Source organism: Streptomyces sp. 6-11-2 (genome assembly GCF_006540305.1).
Taxonomy (GTDB): domain Bacteria; phylum Actinomycetota; class Actinomycetes; order Streptomycetales; family Streptomycetaceae; genus Streptomyces.
Genome location: NZ_BJOR01000001.1, coordinates 213,507 through 231,291 on the forward strand (window position 1 = coordinate 213,507; position 17,785 = coordinate 231,291).

Annotated in this window: 17 protein-coding genes; 9 read left to right on the top strand and 8 right to left on the bottom strand. The window is 69.5% G+C overall.

Annotated features, from left to right (window positions below):
- Complete coding sequence (locus tag TNCT6_RS01025) at positions 1 to 618, bottom strand: TOPRIM nucleotidyl transferase/hydrolase domain-containing protein (protein ID WP_141355646.1); 618 nt, start codon at positions 616 to 618, stop codon at positions 1 to 3.
- A 715-nt stretch (positions 619 to 1,333) separates the two neighbouring features.
- On the opposite strand from TNCT6_RS01025, the gene TNCT6_RS01030 reads away from it, so the two are divergent.
- The gene (locus TNCT6_RS01030; RefSeq protein WP_172632765.1) at positions 1,334 to 2,014 is read left to right on the top strand and encodes a hypothetical protein; all 681 of its coding nucleotides are present in this window, start codon (positions 1,334 to 1,336) and stop codon (positions 2,012 to 2,014) included.
- 112 nt (positions 2,015 to 2,126) lie between these two features.
- Complete coding sequence (locus tag TNCT6_RS01035) at positions 2,127 to 2,609, top strand: hypothetical protein (protein WP_141355648.1); 483 nt, start codon at positions 2,127 to 2,129, stop codon at positions 2,607 to 2,609.
- A 65-nt stretch (positions 2,610 to 2,674) separates the two neighbouring features.
- On the opposite strand, the gene TNCT6_RS01040 is transcribed toward TNCT6_RS01035, so the two are convergent.
- Positions 2,675 to 3,358, bottom strand: a complete 684-nt coding sequence (locus tag TNCT6_RS01040; protein ID WP_141355650.1) for a PepSY domain-containing protein — start codon at positions 3,356 to 3,358, stop codon at positions 2,675 to 2,677.
- Between the two features lie 145 nt (positions 3,359 to 3,503).
- Between TNCT6_RS01040 and TNCT6_RS01045 the strand changes: the two genes are divergently transcribed.
- Both TNCT6_RS01045 and TNCT6_RS01050 read left to right on the top strand, forming a co-directional pair.
- Complete coding sequence (locus TNCT6_RS01045; protein WP_141355652.1) at positions 3,504 to 4,190, top strand: response regulator transcription factor; 687 nt, start codon at positions 3,504 to 3,506, stop codon at positions 4,188 to 4,190.
- Positions 4,183 to 5,640, top strand: a complete 1,458-nt coding sequence (locus TNCT6_RS01050) for a HAMP domain-containing sensor histidine kinase (RefSeq protein WP_141355654.1) — start codon at positions 4,183 to 4,185, stop codon at positions 5,638 to 5,640. Before TNCT6_RS01045 ends, TNCT6_RS01050 begins: the two co-directional genes overlap by 8 nt.
- A gap of 591 nt (positions 5,641 to 6,231) precedes the next feature.
- Here TNCT6_RS01050 and TNCT6_RS01055 read toward each other — a convergent pair.
- Positions 6,232 to 6,828 carry a TetR/AcrR family transcriptional regulator gene (locus TNCT6_RS01055; protein WP_141355656.1) on the bottom strand — a complete coding sequence of 199 codons (597 nt, stop codon included), beginning with the start codon at positions 6,826 to 6,828 and terminating at the stop codon, positions 6,232 to 6,234.
- A gap of 240 nt (positions 6,829 to 7,068) precedes the next feature.
- On the opposite strand from TNCT6_RS01055, the gene TNCT6_RS01060 reads away from it, so the two are divergent.
- Positions 7,069 to 8,589 (top strand): MDR family MFS transporter, encoded by a 1,521-nt coding sequence (locus TNCT6_RS01060; RefSeq protein ID WP_172633166.1) that lies wholly within the window; start codon positions 7,069 to 7,071, stop codon positions 8,587 to 8,589.
- 339 nt (positions 8,590 to 8,928) lie between these two features.
- Entirely contained in the window at positions 8,929 to 10,458 is a 1,530-nt protein-coding gene (locus TNCT6_RS41620) for a hypothetical protein (protein WP_141355660.1), read from the top strand.
- A 245-nt stretch (positions 10,459 to 10,703) separates the two neighbouring features.
- Here the strand turns inward: TNCT6_RS41620 and TNCT6_RS01075 are convergent, their stop codons facing one another.
- Complete coding sequence (locus TNCT6_RS01075) at positions 10,704 to 11,819, bottom strand: HAMP domain-containing sensor histidine kinase (protein WP_141355662.1); 1,116 nt, start codon at positions 11,817 to 11,819, stop codon at positions 10,704 to 10,706.
- On the bottom strand, positions 11,812 to 12,507 hold the full coding sequence (locus tag TNCT6_RS01080) for a response regulator transcription factor (protein ID WP_141355664.1): 696 nt from the start codon (positions 12,505 to 12,507) through the stop codon (positions 11,812 to 11,814). The genes TNCT6_RS01075 and TNCT6_RS01080 overlap by 8 nt, the downstream gene beginning before the upstream one ends.
- An 87-nt stretch (positions 12,508 to 12,594) precedes the next feature.
- Between TNCT6_RS01080 and TNCT6_RS01085 the strand changes: the two genes are divergently transcribed.
- Entirely contained in the window at positions 12,595 to 13,662 is a 1,068-nt protein-coding gene (locus tag TNCT6_RS01085) for an endonuclease/exonuclease/phosphatase family protein (RefSeq protein ID WP_141355666.1), read from the top strand.
- 110 nt (positions 13,663 to 13,772) lie between these two features.
- On the opposite strand, the gene TNCT6_RS01090 is transcribed toward TNCT6_RS01085, so the two are convergent.
- Together TNCT6_RS01090 and TNCT6_RS01095 are read right to left on the bottom strand one after the other, a co-directional pair.
- The gene (locus TNCT6_RS01090) at positions 13,773 to 14,150 is read right to left on the bottom strand and encodes a hypothetical protein (protein ID WP_141355668.1); all 378 of its coding nucleotides are present in this window, start codon (positions 14,148 to 14,150) and stop codon (positions 13,773 to 13,775) included.
- A gap of 165 nt (positions 14,151 to 14,315) precedes the next feature.
- Positions 14,316 to 14,918: an NAD(P)-dependent oxidoreductase gene (locus TNCT6_RS01095; RefSeq protein ID WP_141355670.1), complete on the bottom strand. Its 603-nt coding sequence runs from the start codon at positions 14,916 to 14,918 to the stop codon at positions 14,316 to 14,318.
- A gap of 127 nt (positions 14,919 to 15,045) precedes the next feature.
- Between TNCT6_RS01095 and ctaD the strand changes: the two genes are divergently transcribed.
- Together ctaD and TNCT6_RS01105 are read left to right on the top strand one after the other, a co-directional pair.
- Complete coding sequence (ctaD, locus tag TNCT6_RS01100) at positions 15,046 to 16,749, top strand: cytochrome c oxidase subunit I (RefSeq protein WP_141355672.1); 1,704 nt, start codon at positions 15,046 to 15,048, stop codon at positions 16,747 to 16,749.
- 37 nt (positions 16,750 to 16,786) lie between these two features.
- Positions 16,787 to 17,140, top strand: coding sequence for a hypothetical protein (locus tag TNCT6_RS01105; RefSeq protein WP_141355674.1), 354 nt, complete (start codon positions 16,787 to 16,789; stop codon positions 17,138 to 17,140).
- 18 nt (positions 17,141 to 17,158) lie between these two features.
- Here TNCT6_RS01105 and TNCT6_RS01110 read toward each other — a convergent pair whose 3' ends face one another.
- Complete coding sequence (locus tag TNCT6_RS01110) at positions 17,159 to 17,701, bottom strand: MarR family winged helix-turn-helix transcriptional regulator (RefSeq protein ID WP_141355676.1); 543 nt, start codon at positions 17,699 to 17,701, stop codon at positions 17,159 to 17,161.
- Positions 17,702 to 17,785 lie beyond the last annotated feature (84 nt).

Sequence of the window (17,785 nt, forward strand, 5' to 3'; positions counted from 1 at the left end):
TCAGAGGCTGGAGAGCAGGCGGTCGAGTGGGGCTGGAACCCGGTCGGGGTCAAGGGCCTCGACGAGGACGCGGCCGTAGTGGATCTTGCGTCCCTTCTTCGTTCCGAGGAAGCGCCTGAACTGCTGCTGCGGGGCGCGGCCCCGCTGTGCGGGCTGGCGCAGGAAGGTATGCAGGGCACGCAGGTCGCCTTCCGCCCCGACGAGCTCCTCCACCCGTGTCACGCCCAGCACGCGGATGAGCTCGTCCTCCAGATCCGCCGCGCAGACGAAGAAGCCTTGCTGTGCCGCACCGACCCGTTCGAAGCCGCGTGCGTAGTAGGGACGCTCCGCCTCGTCGCACAGTCCCGCGAGGCGGAGGTCGAGACCGGGTGAACCGAGGAGCCGGGCGTAGCGCCCGACGCTCATCGCACCGCCGATCGGCAGGACGCAGACTCCTTCGGCCGCCAGGTCCCGGCCGCGGCTCTCCGCCAGCGCGTCGACCGCCGCGACGTCGCTCGGCCCTTCGAGCAGGACGGCCGCCCGGACGGACAGCCGCGCGGCCAGCTCGTGCGCAAGGTCGCCGGAACCACCCGCCGCCCACGCGGTGACCGCGTCCCGGAACGCCCCCATGTCAGCCATGAGACGAGTCTCGGCCCGTTCCGGCCACAACGCGAGGGAATTTCCGCGGGCGCGCCGTCCACGGTGTCGGTCGGCTCCGTGACAGCGCATGAGGGCGGGGCCCCTGACGGGTGGCATGATCCGGCTGCGGCGACGGCCGGCCGCGGTGCACGCGGGCAAGGGGACTTGGGATGCGGCGCTGATCGGACCCGTCGATCCTGCTCCGGTACGGCACCCGAACCTCAGCCCGGCCCACGGGCCCGCGCGACGACCCGCACGGCATGTCCCAGCCCGTGCCGCGGCAGCACGCCGGATGGGCCGCGGCCGAGCCCGGGGGTGAGGGGTCGTCACAGGCTCGGCTTCGGGACCTCTCCCCCGACCACGGCACGGCGACCCGGTCCACGCCGTGGTCCGTCCGGGACCCGCCCGTCCCGGTATGCCTGGACCCTTTCGGCCGGAATTTCCAGTCGACTCGCTGCCGCACGGGTGAGCAGCTGTCAGAGATCACCTTGAAGGCCTAGTCGATCACCGACACGCCCAGCTTTCAACGAGGATTGACGTGTCGTCAGCAGCCGGTGAATCGGGCGCGCGGGTGCCCTGGGTACCCCATTCGGCTCCATAGCAGCACCCCCTCCCAATGGCCCGAAATGACAGCCAGTGAGGCTTTCATTACGTTCATTCACATGCCGACTGCCACAGCCGGCCACTTTGAGACAGGAGCAGAAGCGACATGACCATGACCCGATCACATGCCGTCGCCGCGGCTGTCGCCGCCGCTGCAGCACTCGTCGCGACCGGCATCACCTACGCCACGGCCGCCACCGAGCCGGTGGCCCAGACGGTCCCGGCCGTCGTCAAGCAGGCGCCCGCTCCGGCCCACGCCCCGATGGACGGCATGTCCGGACAGGGGCAGGGACAGGGACAGGGACAGGGCAACGAGCGCGGCGGCGGGGGCGGCCGCGGCGGCAACGAGGGCGGCGGCGAGCGCGGCGGCGGGGGCGGCGGCCGCGGCGGCAACGAGCGCGGCGGCGAGCGCGGCGGCCGCGGCGGCAACGAGCGCGGCGGCGAGCGCGGCCGACACCGCGAGGTGGGCAGGATCTTCATCAACGAGCGGTCGTACTCCGCCCGCCCGGACGGCTGCATCACCGTGGTCAGCGGCCTGGGCTCCAAGAGCCTCAACATCCGCAACGACAGCCGCAGGGGCGTCGAGGTCTTCCGCGGGGCGACCTGCGACAACGGCGCTCCGATCGCCACGGTCGGCCCGCGCAGCGAAGCCAACGGCGTGAAGCCCGGGAGGGTCCACGGGGGCGTGTGCGTCGAGGACGGAGTGGTCGCCAGCTTCCGGGTGATCGGTCATCACAAGGGCGACTTCGACGACTTCGGCGGCTTCGGCGACTTCGACGACTTCGGCTTCTAGAGCCGGCCCGTGATGCGCATGGCATAGAACCCCGGCCCGCCGTAATCGGGCCGGGGTTCTGACCTCAGAGCATCCGGTGCGGCTCCCCGCCCAAGACACAGGGATGAGCGCCATGAACAACCACCTGGTGGAGGACGCGAGCGACGACAACTACGTCATGGACATCCTTGACATCACGTGCACACCCGCATTGCCGCGACTTGGACACCAAGTCCGCTGGGAAATGCACAGCCACCTCAAAGAGACGGTCGACCTGACCCAGGTCACCTGCAGGGTGATCATGAAGATCGGCCCTATGAAAATACTGGACAAAAGCTACACATTGCCCGATCTGCTGGCAAGCATGGGCACGAGCCTGTCGGGTGACGCCCAACCGCCCGCCGGGCCGTGGAAGCAGACCTGGAACCTCCGGATCCCTCACACGGTGCCGGTGGCCAGGCACCGGCTCCACCTGCGGGCCCACACAGGGGACGGGAAGAACTTCCTCGCCCTGGACATTCCCGTCGCCTTCCGCCACAGATGGACCACGACCAGCGACAACGTCGGCGCACCGAACCGTCCCGGATTCGACAGAGACCTCATCTGGTCACTGTGACCCGGAGCGTCAGGATGTCCCTGGCCATGTCCCTCGGCCACAAGTTCGCCAGCGGCACCGGCTGCTCAGTCGTCCTCGCGGTCGTCGTCCGCGCCGTGGCCGCGCGAGTGGGCCGGACCGGTGTGCGTGGCGGTGACCTTGCCGGTCCGCGCGTCGACGACGACCTCGTGTGCGGCGCCCTGGCCGTCGGTGACATCGATGTGCCAGGCCGCCGTCCTGTCGTGGTGGTCGTCGAGCTCGGCCGAGGTCGCGGTGCCCGGGACCTTGTCGAGCGCCGTGTCCACTGCCTGGCCCAGGCCCGTCCTGGCGGACTTGGCGAGCGCGGCGTCGTCGGGGTCGGCCGTGTCCCCGACGCGGTCGGCCCTGCCGGCGATGACCTTGCCGTCGGCGGCGTTCACCGTGACCTCGTGCTCGATGCCCTTGGCGTCGACGATGTCGACCTCCCAGACGGCCCGGCCCCGCCGTCCGTCCGGCTCGACTTCGGTGACGGTGCCCGCGAGGGACGTGGTGGCCGCGTCGGCCGCCTCCTTCAGGCCGACCCTGACGCTCCCGGCGAGCCTGCCGTCGCGGTCGGAGCCGTCGTGCGCGTCGGAGGTGGCGCCCGCGGTCGCATGCGCGCCGCCGTGGTCGTCGCCGGCGAGGGCGAGGGCGGATACGGCGCCGGCTCCGCCCAGTACGACGGTGGCCGCGACGACCGCGGAGACAGTGCGACGGCGACCGGCCAGGGAGCGCTTGAGGGCCTTCATCATGAGGCGGTCCTTTCTTTCGGGCCGCGGCTGGGCCGCGTGGCTGCCGGGGTGCCGGCCTGACATGGACCACCGTGCCCCGGCCACCCTGAAGCCCCGCTGAAGCAACCTGAAGACCGCTTCAGGAAGACCTGGGACCCTGGTGGGCATGCGCCTGCTGATCGTGGAGGACGAGAAACGTCTCGCCACCGCCCTCGCCCGTGGCCTGGCCGCCGAGGGATTCGCCGTGGAGCTGGCCCACGACGGCCTCACCGGACTGCACATGACGCAGGAGCGGGACTACGACCTGATCGTGCTCGACATCATGCTGCCCGGGCTGAACGGGTACCGGATCTGCGCCCAGTTGCGGGCGGCCGGGGACGACACACCGATCCTGATGCTCACCGCGAAGGACGGCGAGTACGACGAGGCGGAGGGTCTGGACACCGGCGCGGACGACTACCTCACCAAGCCGTTCTCCTACGTGGTGTTGCAGGCCCGCATCCGGGCCCTGCTGCGCCGCCGTACGCGCGGGGGATCTCCGGTACTGCGGATCGGCGACTTGACCGTCGACCCCGCCGCCCGACGCGTGGAGCGGGCCGGAGCGGATGTCACGCTGACCGCGAAGGAGTTCGCGGTCCTGGAGCACCTCGCCCTGCGTGCCGGGCAGGTCGTCTCCAAGACGGACATCCTCGATCACGTCTGGGACTTCGCCTACGACGGCGATCCCAACATCGTCGAGGTCTACATCAGCGCGTTGCGCCGCAAGATCGACGTGCCGTTCGGGCGACGCTCCATCACCACGGTGCGCGGGGCCGGATACCGGCTGGAAGCCGACCGGGGCCTCGATGCCTAGGGTCTTCGCCTCGGTACGGGCACGCGCGGCGCTCGCGGCCACGCTGGTCGTGTCCGTCGCGCTGGTCGCCGCGGGTATCGCCGTCGTCGCCGTGCTGCGTCACAACCTCGTCGACCGGGCGAGCCTGGAGTCGGAGGTCACCGCGCGTAGGGTGGCGGGTTCCCAGGCCGCGCTGAACGGGAGTTTCGGCTCGCTGGACCTGCCCGACGACGACGGTCGCCTCGCGCAGGTCGTCGACTCCTCGGGCAAGGTCCTGGCCGCGAGTGAAGACCTGCACGAACGCGGCCCGATCACGGACTACGCCCCCGCTCCGGCTCCCAGGAGCACCACGTCGTCGGGGCATTCCTCCGGCGACGATGACGACGGGGACGACGACCACGGCCACGACGCCGCTCCGGTCAGGGGCAGGGTCGGCACGGACGTGGACCGTGAGACGGTCGCCGTGAAGCTGGGTGACGAGACCCACGACTACGCCTTCGCCGCCGTGCAGGGAACCACCTACGACGGCCGCACCTACACCGTCTACGCCGCCACCTCGCTCGAGGACTCACAGGCCACCCTCGGCCAGGTCACCCGGTCGATGCTGTCGGGCCTGCCGTTCCTGCTCGCCGTCGTGGCGGCGGTGACCTGGCTGGTCACCCGCAGGGCGCTGCGGCCGGTCGAGGGCATCCGCGCGGAGATGGCCGAGATCACCGACAGCGGCGACCTGGCGCGTCGGGTGCCCGAGCCCGCCTCGCGCGACGAGATCGCGCGGCTCGCCCGCACGACCAACGAGACCCTGGCCGCGCTGGAGCAGTCGGTGGAACGTCAGCACCGCTTCGTCGCCGACGCGTCCCACGAACTGCGCAGCCCCATCGCGTCCTTGCGCACCCAGCTGGAAGTCTCCCACCAGCACCCGGAGTTGCTGAACACGACCGATCTGCTCCACGACGTCGTACGCCTCCAGCACCTGGCCGCCGACCTGCTGCTGCTCGCTCGCCTCGACGCCGGGGAACGCCCGGCCGACGCCTTGGTGGATCTCGCCGCTCTGGTGCGGGAGGAGGTGACGCAGCGGGCCCCCACCGACCGCATCGCCCCCGCCGTCACCGTCGACGACGCCGGGCTGGAGGTGAAGGGCAGCCGGACCCAGCTCTCCCGCGTGCTCGGCAACCTGCTCGACAATGCCCAGCGGCACGCCGCCTCCGCGGTCACCGTGACCGTGCGGGCGGCCGGGGACGCGATCGTTCTGAGCGTCGCCGACGACGGTCACGGTGTCGCCCCGGCCGACCGTGAGCGCGTCTTCGAACGCTTCGTCCGCCTCGACGAGGCCCGCGGCCGCGACGGCGGCGGCGCGGGTCTCGGCCTGGCCATCGCACGCGACGTCGTCGAGCGCCACGGCGGGACACTCACCCTCACCGACGCACCCGACGGCGGCGCGCTCTTCCAGGTCGGACTCCCGCGCGCCCGCTGACAGCCGGGCAGGACCGGGTGACCTCGCCGGACGGCAGCCGGCGGTTCCGGGGCGTCTCCGGGGCAGGATTCGCTCTCACACGAGCGGGGTTGGTCAGGCCGTCCGCGCGCGGCCCGGGCCTGCGCCGCGTGCAGGAGCGCCTCGGCCGTACGGCCTGGGTCCCCGAGCCACGGCCGGTTCGGCCACGTGGCCGGTGAACCCCGCCTGCTCCCGGGCAGCGCCACAGGACCGGGTGGCGGTCCCGGCGATACGGCCCGGGTCGCGGGCCGGCCGCCGCGCGCGGCGGCGCGCTGACCCCGACGGCGGCCCCGGTGACGGTCCGGGAGGCGCCGCGCGGGCCGCGCCGGCCGCGGTGCTCGTGTCCGCGCTGTCGGGGATGGGAGGCACCGTCAGGACGACCCTGGCTGTGCACGCCGCCCACCAGGTCGTGCACGAAGGTGGTTCCCCGGCGGGATCCCCTTCGCCGGCTTCGGGCACCACGCTGACCGTGTCACAGCTGGTGGGCGTTGAGGTGCGGCTGCGCCGGCCGGCCGGGTCGGCGCGGTACCCGCCGGCCCGGCGAGGGCAAGGGGCCACCGCCCCGAGGGCGCGTCAGACGAAGGGGCACGCCATGCGGTTCATCGTGTCGACGACGAGCTCACGCGGGTCGTCGGTGAGATCGCTGTCGATCCAGCGGCGCATCGAGATGCGCAGCGCGACGAGGAAGGCCGACGCCATGACCCGGGCGTCGAGGGCGGTGTCCGCGTCCCGGGTGGGACAGCGCTCGACGATCGCCTCGGTGAGGCTCGCCTCCAGCCCCGCGTGATTGGCGAGTTGACGGGCCAGGAGTGCGGGGTGGCGCAGCGCCAGCCGGGTGCGTACGAGTATCTCCCACTCCTGGGCGCCGCTCTCCGGCAGGCGGTCCAGGACGGTGGTGCACAGGGCGGCCCAAGGGCTCTCCTCGGGTGGGCGGGCGCGGAAGGCGGCGACCAGTTCCTCGAGGTAGCGCTCGTCGCCCCACAGGACGGCGTCCTCCTTGGTGGCGAAGTAGTTGGAGAACGTCCGGCGTGAGATGCCCACCGCGTCGGCCACCTCTTCCACGGTGACCGCGTCGAATCCGCGCTCCACGGTCAGGCGCAGGGCGGCCTCGTGGACCGCCTGCCGGGTGGCGGCCTTCTTGCGTTCGCGTAGTCCCGCTGTGTGCTCCATGGTGCCGCCATCCTATGAGAGCGACAACTATGTTGCGCAGCGCGCAAAATTGCACACTGCGCATGTATTCTGGGCCAGTCGGCATCCCGGTCGTGTCCGGACCGCGTTGACGTACGGCCGTCGTGCCGTCCTCCCGCCGGCCCTGACCTTGTCCTCGTCGACCTTGTTCTCTCTTCATCCGGAGGTTTGCGCGTGAGTGCGCACACAGCGGTAACCGGGGGCCCGGACGGCTCCGCGACCATGGACCACAAGCACGTGCTGCGAGCCCTGAGCGGGCTGTTGACGGTGCTGTTCGCCGCGATGCTCAGTTCGACCGTGGTCTCGGTCGCGCTGCCGCAGATCATCGGCTCGTTGAACGGGACGCAGTCGCAGTACACCTGGGTGGTCACCGCGACCCTTCTGGCCTCCACCGCCTCGACGCCGATCTGGGGCAAGCTGGCCGACCTGTTCAGCAAGAAGCTCCTGCTCCAGACGTCGATCGCGATCTTCGTGGTGGGCTCCCTGGGCGCCGGCTTCTCACAGAACACCGCTCAGCTCATCGGCTTCCGCGCGGTGCAGGGCCTGGGCATGGGCGCACTGCAGGTCCTGGTGCAGGTCGTCATCGCCGCGATGGTCAGCCCCAGGGAGCGCGGCCGCTACAACGGCTACCTCGGCGCGGTCATGGCGGTGTCCACCGTCGGTGGCCCGCTGCTCGGCGGGGCGATCACCGATGTCTCCTGGCTGGGCTGGCGCTGGTGCTTCTTCATCGCGCTGCCGTTCACCGTCGTCGCCTCCTTCATCCTCAACCGCACCCTGCAGCTTCAGGACGTCCGGCGTCCGGACACCAAGGTCGACTACTGGGGAGCCTCACTCATCGCGGCCGGCGTCAGCCTCCTGCTGCTGTGGGTGACGTTCGTCGACAACTCGTTCGCCTGGCTGTCCTGGCCGACCGCCGCCATGGTGGCCGGCGCCGTCGCGCTGCTGGGCGCGGCCCTGTGGGTCGAGTCCCGGGTCGCCGAGCCGGTCATACCACTGCACATCATCAAGCGGCGTGACCCCGCCCTGGCCATCATCGCGAGCCTCGCGGTCGGCATGGCGATGTTCGGCGGGGCGGTCTTCCTCGGCCAGTACTTCCAGATCGGACGCGGCTACTCGCCCACCGAAGCCGGCCTGCTCACCATGCCGTTGATGGCCGGGGTGCTCGTCTCCTCCACGGTGGCCGGCCGGGTCGTCTCCAGCACCGGCAAGCCCAAGCCCGTCGTCCTGATCGGTGTCGTCGTCCTGACGCTCGGCTTCTTGGGCCTGTCCATGATCGACCACGAGACGTCTCTCGTCGCGGTGTCGGCCGGCATGGCCACGGTCGGCGTCGGCGTCGGTATGTCCATGCAGAACCTGGTCCTCGTCCTGCAGAACAGCGTCCCGCTCAAGGAACTCGGCGCGGCCAGCGGAGCCATCACCTTCTTCCGCTCCCTCGGCGGCACGATCGGTGTCTCGGTGCTCGGGGCGGTACTCGCCAACACCGTGACCACGAAGATCACCGAAGGCCTGACCAGGCTCGGCATCGAGACCGGCACGAGCGGAGGCGGAGGATCCACCCTGAACATCAAGGCGCTCCCGGCCCCGGTCCAGGAGGTCGTACGCACTGCCTACGGAGACGCCACCGGCCACATCTTCCTGATTTCCGCGATCATCGCCATGGTCGGCGTGGTCGCCGCGCTGTTCCTCACCCCCGTCACCTTGCGCGACAGCGTCGACCTGCCGGGCCGGACGACTGACGACTGAGACCGGATGAGGCGATCCACCGCCCGGCCGCCAACCGCCGGCACTCAGAGGCTTCTCGCAGGACACCTGCCCGGTGGGCCTCCGTAGAGGCCCGGCCAGCGGGAGGCGCCGGGCCCGACCACTGGGCCCCACCCGCCGATTTGGGTCCTGGGATGGGCCTCTGAGCCCTGTCCATGGGCCCGGGTGTCGTCGTTACGGTTCGGTCCCCGGCGGGTGTACGGCCCGGCCCCCGGTGACCGGATCGAGCAAGCCACGACGAGGTGACGCGTGAACCGCAGCGACCGAATACGCCGAGGAGTACGCACGAGCACGGGGCAGACAGCAGTCGAGTACCTGGGAATGCTGGGGCTCGTCACCCTCGTGGTCGGCGCGATGGTCGGCACTGTCATCGGGGGCGGCATCTCCAGTTCCGCACACCAGCAGATATGCCGGGTCGTGGAGATGGCAGGCGGCAGCGACTGCGCCGGCGACAACGATGTCACCGACGGCGACGGGCAGTCCGATCCCGGCGAACCCGTCAGGCCCGCGGCCGCCCCCGGTGAAGGGACCGGCGAGCCCGGTGGCGAGTCCGGTGACAAGTCCGACGGCAGCAAGGGGAACGCGCTTCCCGATCTGTGCTTCGAGCCGCGGGAACGGGCATCGAAGTCGTCGGTCTCCGTTCCGGGTAACGGCCCCGTCAGCACGGCCGCCGCCTGGGGCTACTCCTGGCTGGTCAACTTCGTCATCGACAAGGTCAACAACGAGAAGAACAAGGAGAAGCGGGTCCAGGAGGCGCTTGCGGACCTCGCCTACTGTCTCCCCGACTACAACATCGTCATCGCCCAGCCGCATGAGGGCAATCTGCAGCAGATGGACGGTGCGGCGCTGATCGAGACCGTCAGCATCAGCGGCACGACGTACCGCGTCTATGCCTTCAGGACCGGCACGTTCACCTGGGCGGACGACGCCGACCTCGGATGGAAGAACCGCGGGTTCCACGGCGTGTTCGACGTCAGTGAGGACCGGCGCACCGTCACGTTCGAAGAGCCGCCCCGCCCCAGACGGAAGGAGGGCTGGCAGCCCGGTGACGAGGGTTGCGAGACCGAGGGGGAAGAACTGCCCGACCGGAGCCGGTACTACAACACGTACTCCCCGCTGGACAACGAGGCGTCGGCTCAGGCTGTCCGGATGCTCGTGAACGACATGCGCCGCTGCTTCCCCGACTACAACGTGGTCGCGATGCACTCGGAGCAGTCGTCGCACTGGGTCGAGCAGCCGGATTCGTTCGTCCATCACGGCAGGTACCGGCTGAACTCCAACGAGTACCACGCTGACGAGGAGGGGGATGACATCGACTCGGGCCGGGCCGTGTTCGACATCTACGTCTTCGACAAGGGCACGTTCAGTAACGACGGCGACGGCGGCTACACCAACTGGGCCTTCTACGGCGACTTCACCCGCGACGGCACGGAGGTGACCTTCGAGCAGCCGGAACCCGCCGACCTGGACGCCGATTCCGTCCCCACCGGAACGGGCGCGGTCAACTTCAACGACGGGACGCCGAAGTACACGGACGGCGGGCCGTACCCCGGTACCGACTACTCCGGCGATGTACCGGGCGACAGTGCCGAGTTGATCCATTCACTGATCGACGAGTACAGCCGCGGCTTTCCCGGCACGAACATCATCGCGGTGAAGTCGTTCAACGACCTCTCCTTCTCAGGGGTGTCCGGCCTCGAACACCTCGCGGTGGTGCACGGTGTCGATGTGTTCTCCATCGACCGGGGAACCATCTCCAACAACGGTGACGGAGGCTGGCAGAACTGGGGCTTCGCCGGCACCTTCGAACGCGCCGAGGGCTCGAAGGAGGTGACCTTCAGCAACCGCTGAGGGTCGAACGAACACCGCAACGAGGGTGGTGGTGGGCCCGCTTGGCGCTGTGCGACGAGCACGTGACGATCCTGGAGGGCGAGGCGGAGGTGTGGGTCCGGGGCGAGGTGACGACGCTGGAGCGGTTCGACACCACCTACGTCCCCTCCCCGAGGCGGCCCCGCGCCACTGATGTGGATGTCGAGTTCGGCGGCAACTCGTTCCTCGCCTTGCGAGACGCCGGCCGCGGTGCCGGGGGTGATTCGTTATCTGTCGGAGTGCGGTTCTGTCGCGGGCAGTTCCACAGTGACGCGGATCCCGCCGGCGGAGCGCCGGGTGAGGGTCAGTGTTCCGTCATGTGCGTGGGTGATGGTTCTGACGATTGCCAGGCCGAGGCCGACGCCCGCGTGGTCGGTGTGTACGCGCTCGGTGCCGCGCTGGAACGGTTCGGCGAGTGTCGAGACCAGCTCTGGGGTGAGTTTCTCGCCGGTGTTTTCGACAGTGAGCACCACGGTCTTGGGGCGGACGCTGGTATCGACCCACACGGTGCCCTGCGCGGGCAGGTTGTGGACGATCGCGTTGTGCACGAGGTTCGTGGTCAGCTGCAGCAGGAGCGCTTGCGATCCGATCGTGGGGGTGATGTCGCCGCGGGTCTCGATGGTGACGTCACGCTTTTCCGCGAGGGGGAGGAGTGTTTCGGTTGCTTCTTCCGCCATGAGGGACAGGTCGACGTGTTCTCGGGTGAAGGACCGCTGGTCAGCACGGCTGAGCAGGAGCAATGCCTCGGTAAGGCCGATCGCTCGGTTGTTGACGGCGTGCAGGCGGTCGATGACTTCGCCGACGTCGTGGTTCGGATCGGTGCGGGCCACGTCGAGAAGTGCCTTCGAGATCGCCAGCGGGGTGCGCAACTCGTGCGAGGCGTTGGCTGCGAATCTCCGCTGTTCGGCGACGTGTGCTTCGAGCCGTGCCAGCATCGTGTCGAAGGCGTCGGCGAGTTCGCGGAACTCGTCCCTGCGGCCCGGCAGTCGGATCCTGTGGGAGAGCGAACCGGTCGAGGCCAGGCGGGTGGCGCCCGTGATGCGAGCCAGCGGGCCGAGCATCCGGCCGGCGAGGATCCACCCTCCCACAAGGCCGAACACCACCAGGAATGCCAGCACTGCGGCTGCCCTCGGAGCGAAGACGTGCAGGAGGTTGGACCGGACGGGAAAAACCGCGTGGGTGTCGGTGCCAGTGGAGCCGGGGACGATGAACGCACGATCGGGGACGTAGCGCAGGAGGAACATCCACACCGCAGCGAGCAGCAGGACGCTGGCAAGCATGAGGAATCCGGCATAGCTGAGGGTGAGTTTGAGGCGAACGCTCAACCCGGGTGCTCTATCCACGCTCGCCTCCCTTGTGACCTGTCTCCGGTTGCGTGTCGATGCGGTAGCCGACGCCCGGCACGGTGGCGATGATCCAGGGTTCTCCGAGACGCTTGCGCAGCGCCGAGACGGTGATGCGTACGGCGTTGGTGAACGGGTCGGCGTTCTCGTCCCACGCGCGTTCCAGGAGGTCCTCGGCGCTGACGACACCGCCCTCGGCGGCGACGAGGACTTCGAGCACGGCGAACTGCTTCCTGGTCAGCGCGACATAGCGGCCGCCCCGGTAGACCTCTCTGCGGAACGGGTCAAGGCGCAGACCCACGATCTCTCGCACGGGAGGCCTGCTGTGGGCGCGCCTGCGGTCGAGTGCTCTGAGCCTGAGCGCGAGCTCTTGGAGCTCGAACGGCTTGGTGAGGTAGTCGTCGGCGCCGAGTCCGAATCCGGTGGCCTTGTCGTCGAGACGGTCGGCCGCGGTCAGCATGAGGATCGGCATGCCGCTCCCGGAGGCGACGATGCTTTTGGCGATCTCGTCACCGGACGGTCCGGGGATGTCCCGGTCGAGGACGGCGATGTCGTAGGCGTTGACGCTCAGCAGTTCCAGAGCGGTGTCCCCGTCGCCCGCGATGTCTGCCGCGATCGCTTCCAGGCGCAGGCCGTCGCGGATGGCCTCTGCCAGGTAGGGCTCGTCCTCGACAATCAATACGCGCATGCTGTCGAGGCTACGGGCCGGCACATATCGTCGGCGTATCGGAAATCTCATACGCGCCGGCAACACCGCGCCCCCTTCACTGGCGGTATGCGTCACACCCCACCATCAGCACGAACAAGGAGCCGCCGGGATAGCGGCGCCGGCACCTGGCGCGGGGGCATCCGCCGGGCGATCCGCATCGGCTCCCGGCCGGGTCCCTGGAAACGCGGCCCGGTGCTCGCGGCGGCGGCGCTGCTGCTCGGCCTGCTCATGCTGCTGCACGCGCAGATCACGGACCGCGGAGGCCTCGGCAGCCTGGTGGAGACCTTCCTTCCGTGGTTCGGCCTGTTCATCCCCGTACTGCTGATCGGGGCGCTGTGGCGTCGTTCCGCCTCCGCGGTGGCCGCGCTGCTGCTGCCCGCCGTGGTGTGGCTCAACCTCTTCGGCGGGCTGCTCGGCGACAGGTCCCGCCCGGGCAGCGACCTCACCGTGGCCGAGCAGAACGTCAACGCCGACAACCCCGACCCGGCCGGCACCGCCCGCGGCCTGGCCGCCTCCGGTGCGGACGTGCTGGCCCTGGTGGAGCTGACACCGCAGGCCACGGGCACGTACGAGAAGGAGCTGGCGAAGGCGTACCCGTACCACACGGTGCAGGGCACGGTCGGGCTGTGGAGCAAGCTGCCGCTGTCGGACACCCGGCCGGTCGACATCGAGACGGACTACGGGCCGCTGGCGGACACCAAGCCGGTCGACGTCAAGCTGGCCTACAACCGGGCGCTGCGCACCACGGTGGCCACGGACCACGGGCCGCTGACGGTGTATGTGGCCCACCTGGGGTCCGTACGGCTGATGCCCAGGAATGGCTACTGGACGGTCTCACGGGACAGAGGCGCGCAGGCGCTCGGCAAGGCCGTCGCCGCCGATCCGAGCGAGCGGGTGGTGCTGCTCGGCGACCTGAACGGCACCATGGACGACCGGGCGTTCGCCGGCATCACCTCACAGATGCACTCGGCCCAGGACGCGGCCGGGAACGGCTTCGGCTTCACCTGGCCGGCAAGGTTCCCGGTGGTGCGGATCGACCAGATCCTGGTCAGAGGCGTGGAGCCGGAGAGCTCGTGGGTGCTGCCCGCCACCGGCGGCGACCACCTGCCGGTGGCGGCCGGAATCAGCTGGTGAACACCGCGTAAAGGCCGGCGCCCCACCTGCTGCGGATGGCATTCGTCCGCTCGCCGAGCGTCCCGACGACGAGCCAGGAGGTGAAGCCGGGGTCCCGTGATCCGGTGTCGTCACTCGATCCAGCGGGCAGCGGCCTCATAGGTAGTGGCGGGGGTGCTGTTGAACGCGATGGCCGCATCGGGTGCGTGCCGCCGAACCAGGTTGACCACCTGCTCGAGGAGTTCGACTTGATCGTCCGAGTGCCGCAGGCCACCGCCGACGGTCACGCACTCCCACGGATGGGCGCGCAGCGCATTCCCGACGACCGCTTCCACGTCGTCACTTCCGTCAAGGCCGATGAGGCAGGTCTCGACGCCCACGCCATGCTCGGCGAACTTGGTCAGTCCCGCCTCGATCGCCTTGGCCACCGGCTCGGGATCCCACGGCCCGGGCAGCCGATACGGATCAAGCCCGATGACGAGGACGCGGGGTGAAGCAGTGGTGTCCATGTCTGGACGATACGGGTCGGACGCCCCGCGCATCAGGAGGTGATGCCCAAGTCGCCTGACACGCCGCTCCAATTGCCGGGCTCGGTGGGAAGCACTGAGCCGATGACGGGCCCCGTCACGTCATCGGCTCAGTCGTGTTCCCCGGTCCGGGAGCGGGCCTGCGCGTCAGCATCCCGCCCTTCGCCGGGCGATGTCCGCGAGCGTGGCCCAGTCACGGTCGGACCATCCGGCCGCGAGGGCTTCGAGCAGGGCGTCCCGTACGACACTGCCGGTGGGCAGCGCCACATCATGATGGTGTGCGGCCGACAGGGCGAGGTTCACGTCCTCGAGTCCGAGACGCGTCGTGAACCCGGCCGGCTCATAACGGCGTTGGGCCATGAGACCGCCGTACGTGCTGTACACCGGTCCGGGGAAGACCGTGCCGCTGATCAGCTCGACGAACGCGGCGGCGGCGGCACCGTACGACTCGACCAGTGACGTCGCCTCCGCGGTGGCCTCGATCGCTGAGGCCAGCAGGAAGTTGACCGCGATCTTCACGACGTTGGCCCGTGCCGGGTCGTCACCGAGGTTCCAGATCCTCCCGGCCAGCGGTTCGAGTGCCGGGCGGGCACGGGCCAGTGGCTCGGGGTCGCCGGCGGTCAGCACGTTCAGCTTTCCGGCTGCCGCGACTTCGGCCCTGCCCAGGACGGGGGCCGCTCCGTATCCGACGCCCTGCTGCGCGTGCCGTCGGGCCGCCCCCGTCGCGAAACCGGCGGACACTGTCGCCATTTTCACGTCCGAACGCAGACACCCTCCGGATTTACTTCTCTCGCGAGCGAGATATGTTGGCAGAGGCCGGGCCGCTCGGTGCGTCAGCACCGCACGCCCGGAGATCTCGCACGCATGGAGGATTGCCGTGGCCCTGCCCGCTCTGTCACCGCCCGCTTCGTCGCCGCAGGCGACTCCTCCCGGACGACGCCGCCTACCGGGCCGAGCCGGCGTCACGTGGCTGACCACTACCGACCACAAGAGGATCGGCACGCTCTACCTGGTCACCTCGTTCGCGTTCTTCTGCTTCGGCGGCCTGATGGCACTGCTCATGCGTGCCGAGCTGGCCCGTCCCGGTCTGCAGCTCATCTCGAACGAGCAGTTCAACCAGGCCTTCACCATGCACGGCACCGTGATGCTGTTCATGTTCGCGACGCCGATCTTCTCCGGCTTCGCGAACTGGATCATGCCGCTCCAGATCGGCGCACCCGACGTCGCGTTCCCGCGACTGAACATGCTGGCCTACTGGCTGTACCTGCTCGGCTCGCTGATCGCCGTCGGCGGCTTCCTCACCCCGCAGGGCGCCGCCGACTTCGGCTGGACCGCCTACAGCCCGCTGTCCGACACGGTCCACTCACCGGGGATCGGCAACGACTTGTGGATCATGGGCCTGGCCATGCAGGGCTTCGGCACCATCCTCGGCTCGGTCAACTTCATCACCACGATCGTCTGCATGCGTGCCCCGGGCATGACGATGTTCCGCATGCCGATCTTCACCTGGAACGTGCTGCTCACCAGCGTGCTGGTCCTGCTGGCCTTCCCGGTGCTCGCCGCCGCGCTCCTCGCGCTCGAGTTCGACCGGAAGTTCGGGGCGCAGATCTTCGCCCCGTCCAACGGCGGGGCGCTGCTGTGGCAACACCTCTTCTGGTTCTTCGGGCACCCGGAGGTGTACATCCTGACGCTGCCGTTCTTCGGCATCGTGTCCGAGGTGGTTCCCGTCTTCTCCCGCAAGCCGCTCTTCGGCTACATGGGGCTGGTCGGCGCGACCATCGCGATCGCGGGTCTGTCGGTGACGGTGTGGGCACACCACATGTATGTGACGGGTGGTGTGCTGCTGCCGTTCTTCTCCTTCATGACCTTCCTGATCGCGGTCCCGACCGGGGTGAAGTTCTTCAACTGGCTCGGCACCATGTGGAAGGGGTCCCTGAGCTTCGAGACGCCGATGCTCTGGTCCATGGGCTTCATGGTCACCTTCCTGTTCGGTGGCCTGACCGGCGTGATCCTGGCCTCACCGCCACTGGACTTCCACGTCACGGACTCGTACTTCGTGGTGGCGCACTTCCACTACGTGGTCTTCGGCACCGTGGTGTTCGCGATGTTCGCCGGCTTCCACTTCTGGTGGCCGAAGTTCACCGGCAGGATGCTCGACGAGCGCCTGGGCAAGATCACCTTCTGGACGCTGTTCATCGGCTTCCACGGCACCTTCCTGGTCCAGCACTGGCTGGGCGTCGAGGGCATGCCGCGCCGGTACTCCGACTACCTGGCGGCCGACGGCTTCACCGCCCTGAACACGGTCTCCACGATCTCCTCGTTCCTGCTCGGCCTGTCGATCCTGCCGTTCTTCCACAACGTCTGGAGGACGGCCAGGTACGGCGAGAAGGTCACCGTCAACGACCCATGGGGCTGGGGTCGTTCGCTGGAGTGGGCGACGTCCTGTCCCCCGCCCCGCCACAACTTCGAAAAGCTGCCGCGCATACGAAGCGAGTCACCCGCCTTCGACCTCTCCCATCCCGAGATCGCCGTCAGTGGCGCCGTCGAAGAGGAGCGGACGACCGCCGGCGACCGCCGCTGAGCAGCGGTCCACCCGTTCACACGTTCAGGAGCCGTCCATGGACGCACGTCATGAAGCCGCCCTCGGCATGCACCAGATCGAGGGCTACCTCTACCGCGAGGCCAACCGCCGGGAGGCGCACCGCAAAGCGCGTGACTTCGCCTGGGAGCTGCCCGGACTCACCACCGACCAGCGCCTCGTGATCGAGGAAGCGTACGCCCGCGAGCAGGTGGAGAACGCCCGCGAGGTCACCCGCCGGATCGCGGAGCGCATACGGCAGATCGAGGCTCAGTACGAGGCCCGACACCGCCGCTTCACACGGGAGACGGCCGTCGCTCTGGCCGTGGTGACCATGGGGCTGATCGGGCTCTGCGTCGCGGTGATCCTCGGAACGGCGGCGGGATCGGCCTGACGCCACTCGGCCGTTCGCTCAGCAGGCGTCCTCCTCCAGGGACACCAGGAGCTTGCGCAGGGCGTCCGCCATCCCCGCGCGTTCCTCCGGTTCCAGCACGGAGAGCACATCCCGTTCCAGGGCGAAGTGCCGTTCCACCAGGCGGTCGAAACTCCCCCGGCCCTCCTCCGTCAGACTGACCAGAGTGCTTCTGCCGTCGACAGGGGAGGGTCCACGCTCGATCCAGCCCTCCCGCTCCAGCCTGTTGAGCCTGCCCGTCAGGCCGGCGGAGGAGACGATCAGCGCTTGGCGCAGCTGCCCGGGCGTCAGCGCGTAGGGAGGGCCCCCGCGGCGCAACGCCTGCAGCAGGTCGAAGTCCCCGACATTGGCGACGGGCATGCCGTCCGGGCGGCGCAGTTGCGTCGCGAACCGCTCTTCCAGCAGCCGAGCCGCACGCAGCAGGCGGGCGACCACCTGGCTGGACGACACGTCCAGTTCCGGCCACTCGCTCCGCCACTCGGCCAGCATCGCGTCCACGCTGTCGCCCGCGCCATCGGCTTCGATCTCGTCGTCCCTGCCCATCTCGGGGCCAGCTTATCGGTCGTGGTCGTCACCGCTGAGGGACGCCGGCACCCGCGTGGTAGTGGTGCCGAACGGCCCTGGCGC

What these genes read in the sequence shown, in the direction of transcription:
- TNCT6_RS01025 (WP_141355646.1), bottom strand. Translation starts at nt 618, where the DNA reads ATGGCTGACATGGGGGCGTTCCGGGACGCGGTCACCGCGTGGGCGGCG.
- TNCT6_RS01030 (WP_172632765.1), top strand. Translation starts at nt 1,334, where the DNA reads ATGACCCGATCACATGCCGTCGCCGCGGCTGTCGCCGCCGCTGCAGCA.
- TNCT6_RS01035 (WP_141355648.1), top strand. Translation starts at nt 2,127, where the DNA reads ATGAACAACCACCTGGTGGAGGACGCGAGCGACGACAACTACGTCATG.
- TNCT6_RS01040 (WP_141355650.1), bottom strand. Translation starts at nt 3,358, where the DNA reads ATGATGAAGGCCCTCAAGCGCTCCCTGGCCGGTCGCCGTCGCACTGTC.
- TNCT6_RS01045 (WP_141355652.1), top strand. Translation starts at nt 3,504, where the DNA reads ATGCGCCTGCTGATCGTGGAGGACGAGAAACGTCTCGCCACCGCCCTC.
- TNCT6_RS01050 (WP_141355654.1), top strand. Translation starts at nt 4,183, where the DNA reads ATGCCTAGGGTCTTCGCCTCGGTACGGGCACGCGCGGCGCTCGCGGCC.
- TNCT6_RS01055 (WP_141355656.1), bottom strand. Translation starts at nt 6,828, where the DNA reads ATGGAGCACACAGCGGGACTACGCGAACGCAAGAAGGCCGCCACCCGG.
- TNCT6_RS01060 (WP_172633166.1), top strand. Translation starts at nt 7,069, where the DNA reads ATGGACCACAAGCACGTGCTGCGAGCCCTGAGCGGGCTGTTGACGGTG.
- TNCT6_RS41620 (WP_141355660.1), top strand. Translation starts at nt 8,929, where the DNA reads ATGCTGGGGCTCGTCACCCTCGTGGTCGGCGCGATGGTCGGCACTGTC.
- TNCT6_RS01080 (WP_141355664.1), bottom strand. Translation starts at nt 12,507, where the DNA reads ATGCGCGTATTGATTGTCGAGGACGAGCCCTACCTGGCAGAGGCCATC.
- TNCT6_RS01085 (WP_141355666.1), top strand. Translation starts at nt 12,595, where the DNA reads ATGCGTCACACCCCACCATCAGCACGAACAAGGAGCCGCCGGGATAGC.
- TNCT6_RS01090 (WP_141355668.1), bottom strand. Translation starts at nt 14,150, where the DNA reads ATGGACACCACTGCTTCACCCCGCGTCCTCGTCATCGGGCTTGATCCG.
- TNCT6_RS01095 (WP_141355670.1), bottom strand. Translation starts at nt 14,918, where the DNA reads ATGGCGACAGTGTCCGCCGGTTTCGCGACGGGGGCGGCCCGACGGCAC.
- TNCT6_RS01105 (WP_141355674.1), top strand. Translation starts at nt 16,787, where the DNA reads ATGGACGCACGTCATGAAGCCGCCCTCGGCATGCACCAGATCGAGGGC.
- TNCT6_RS01110 (WP_141355676.1), bottom strand. Translation starts at nt 17,701, where the DNA reads ATGGGCAGGGACGACGAGATCGAAGCCGATGGCGCGGGCGACAGCGTG.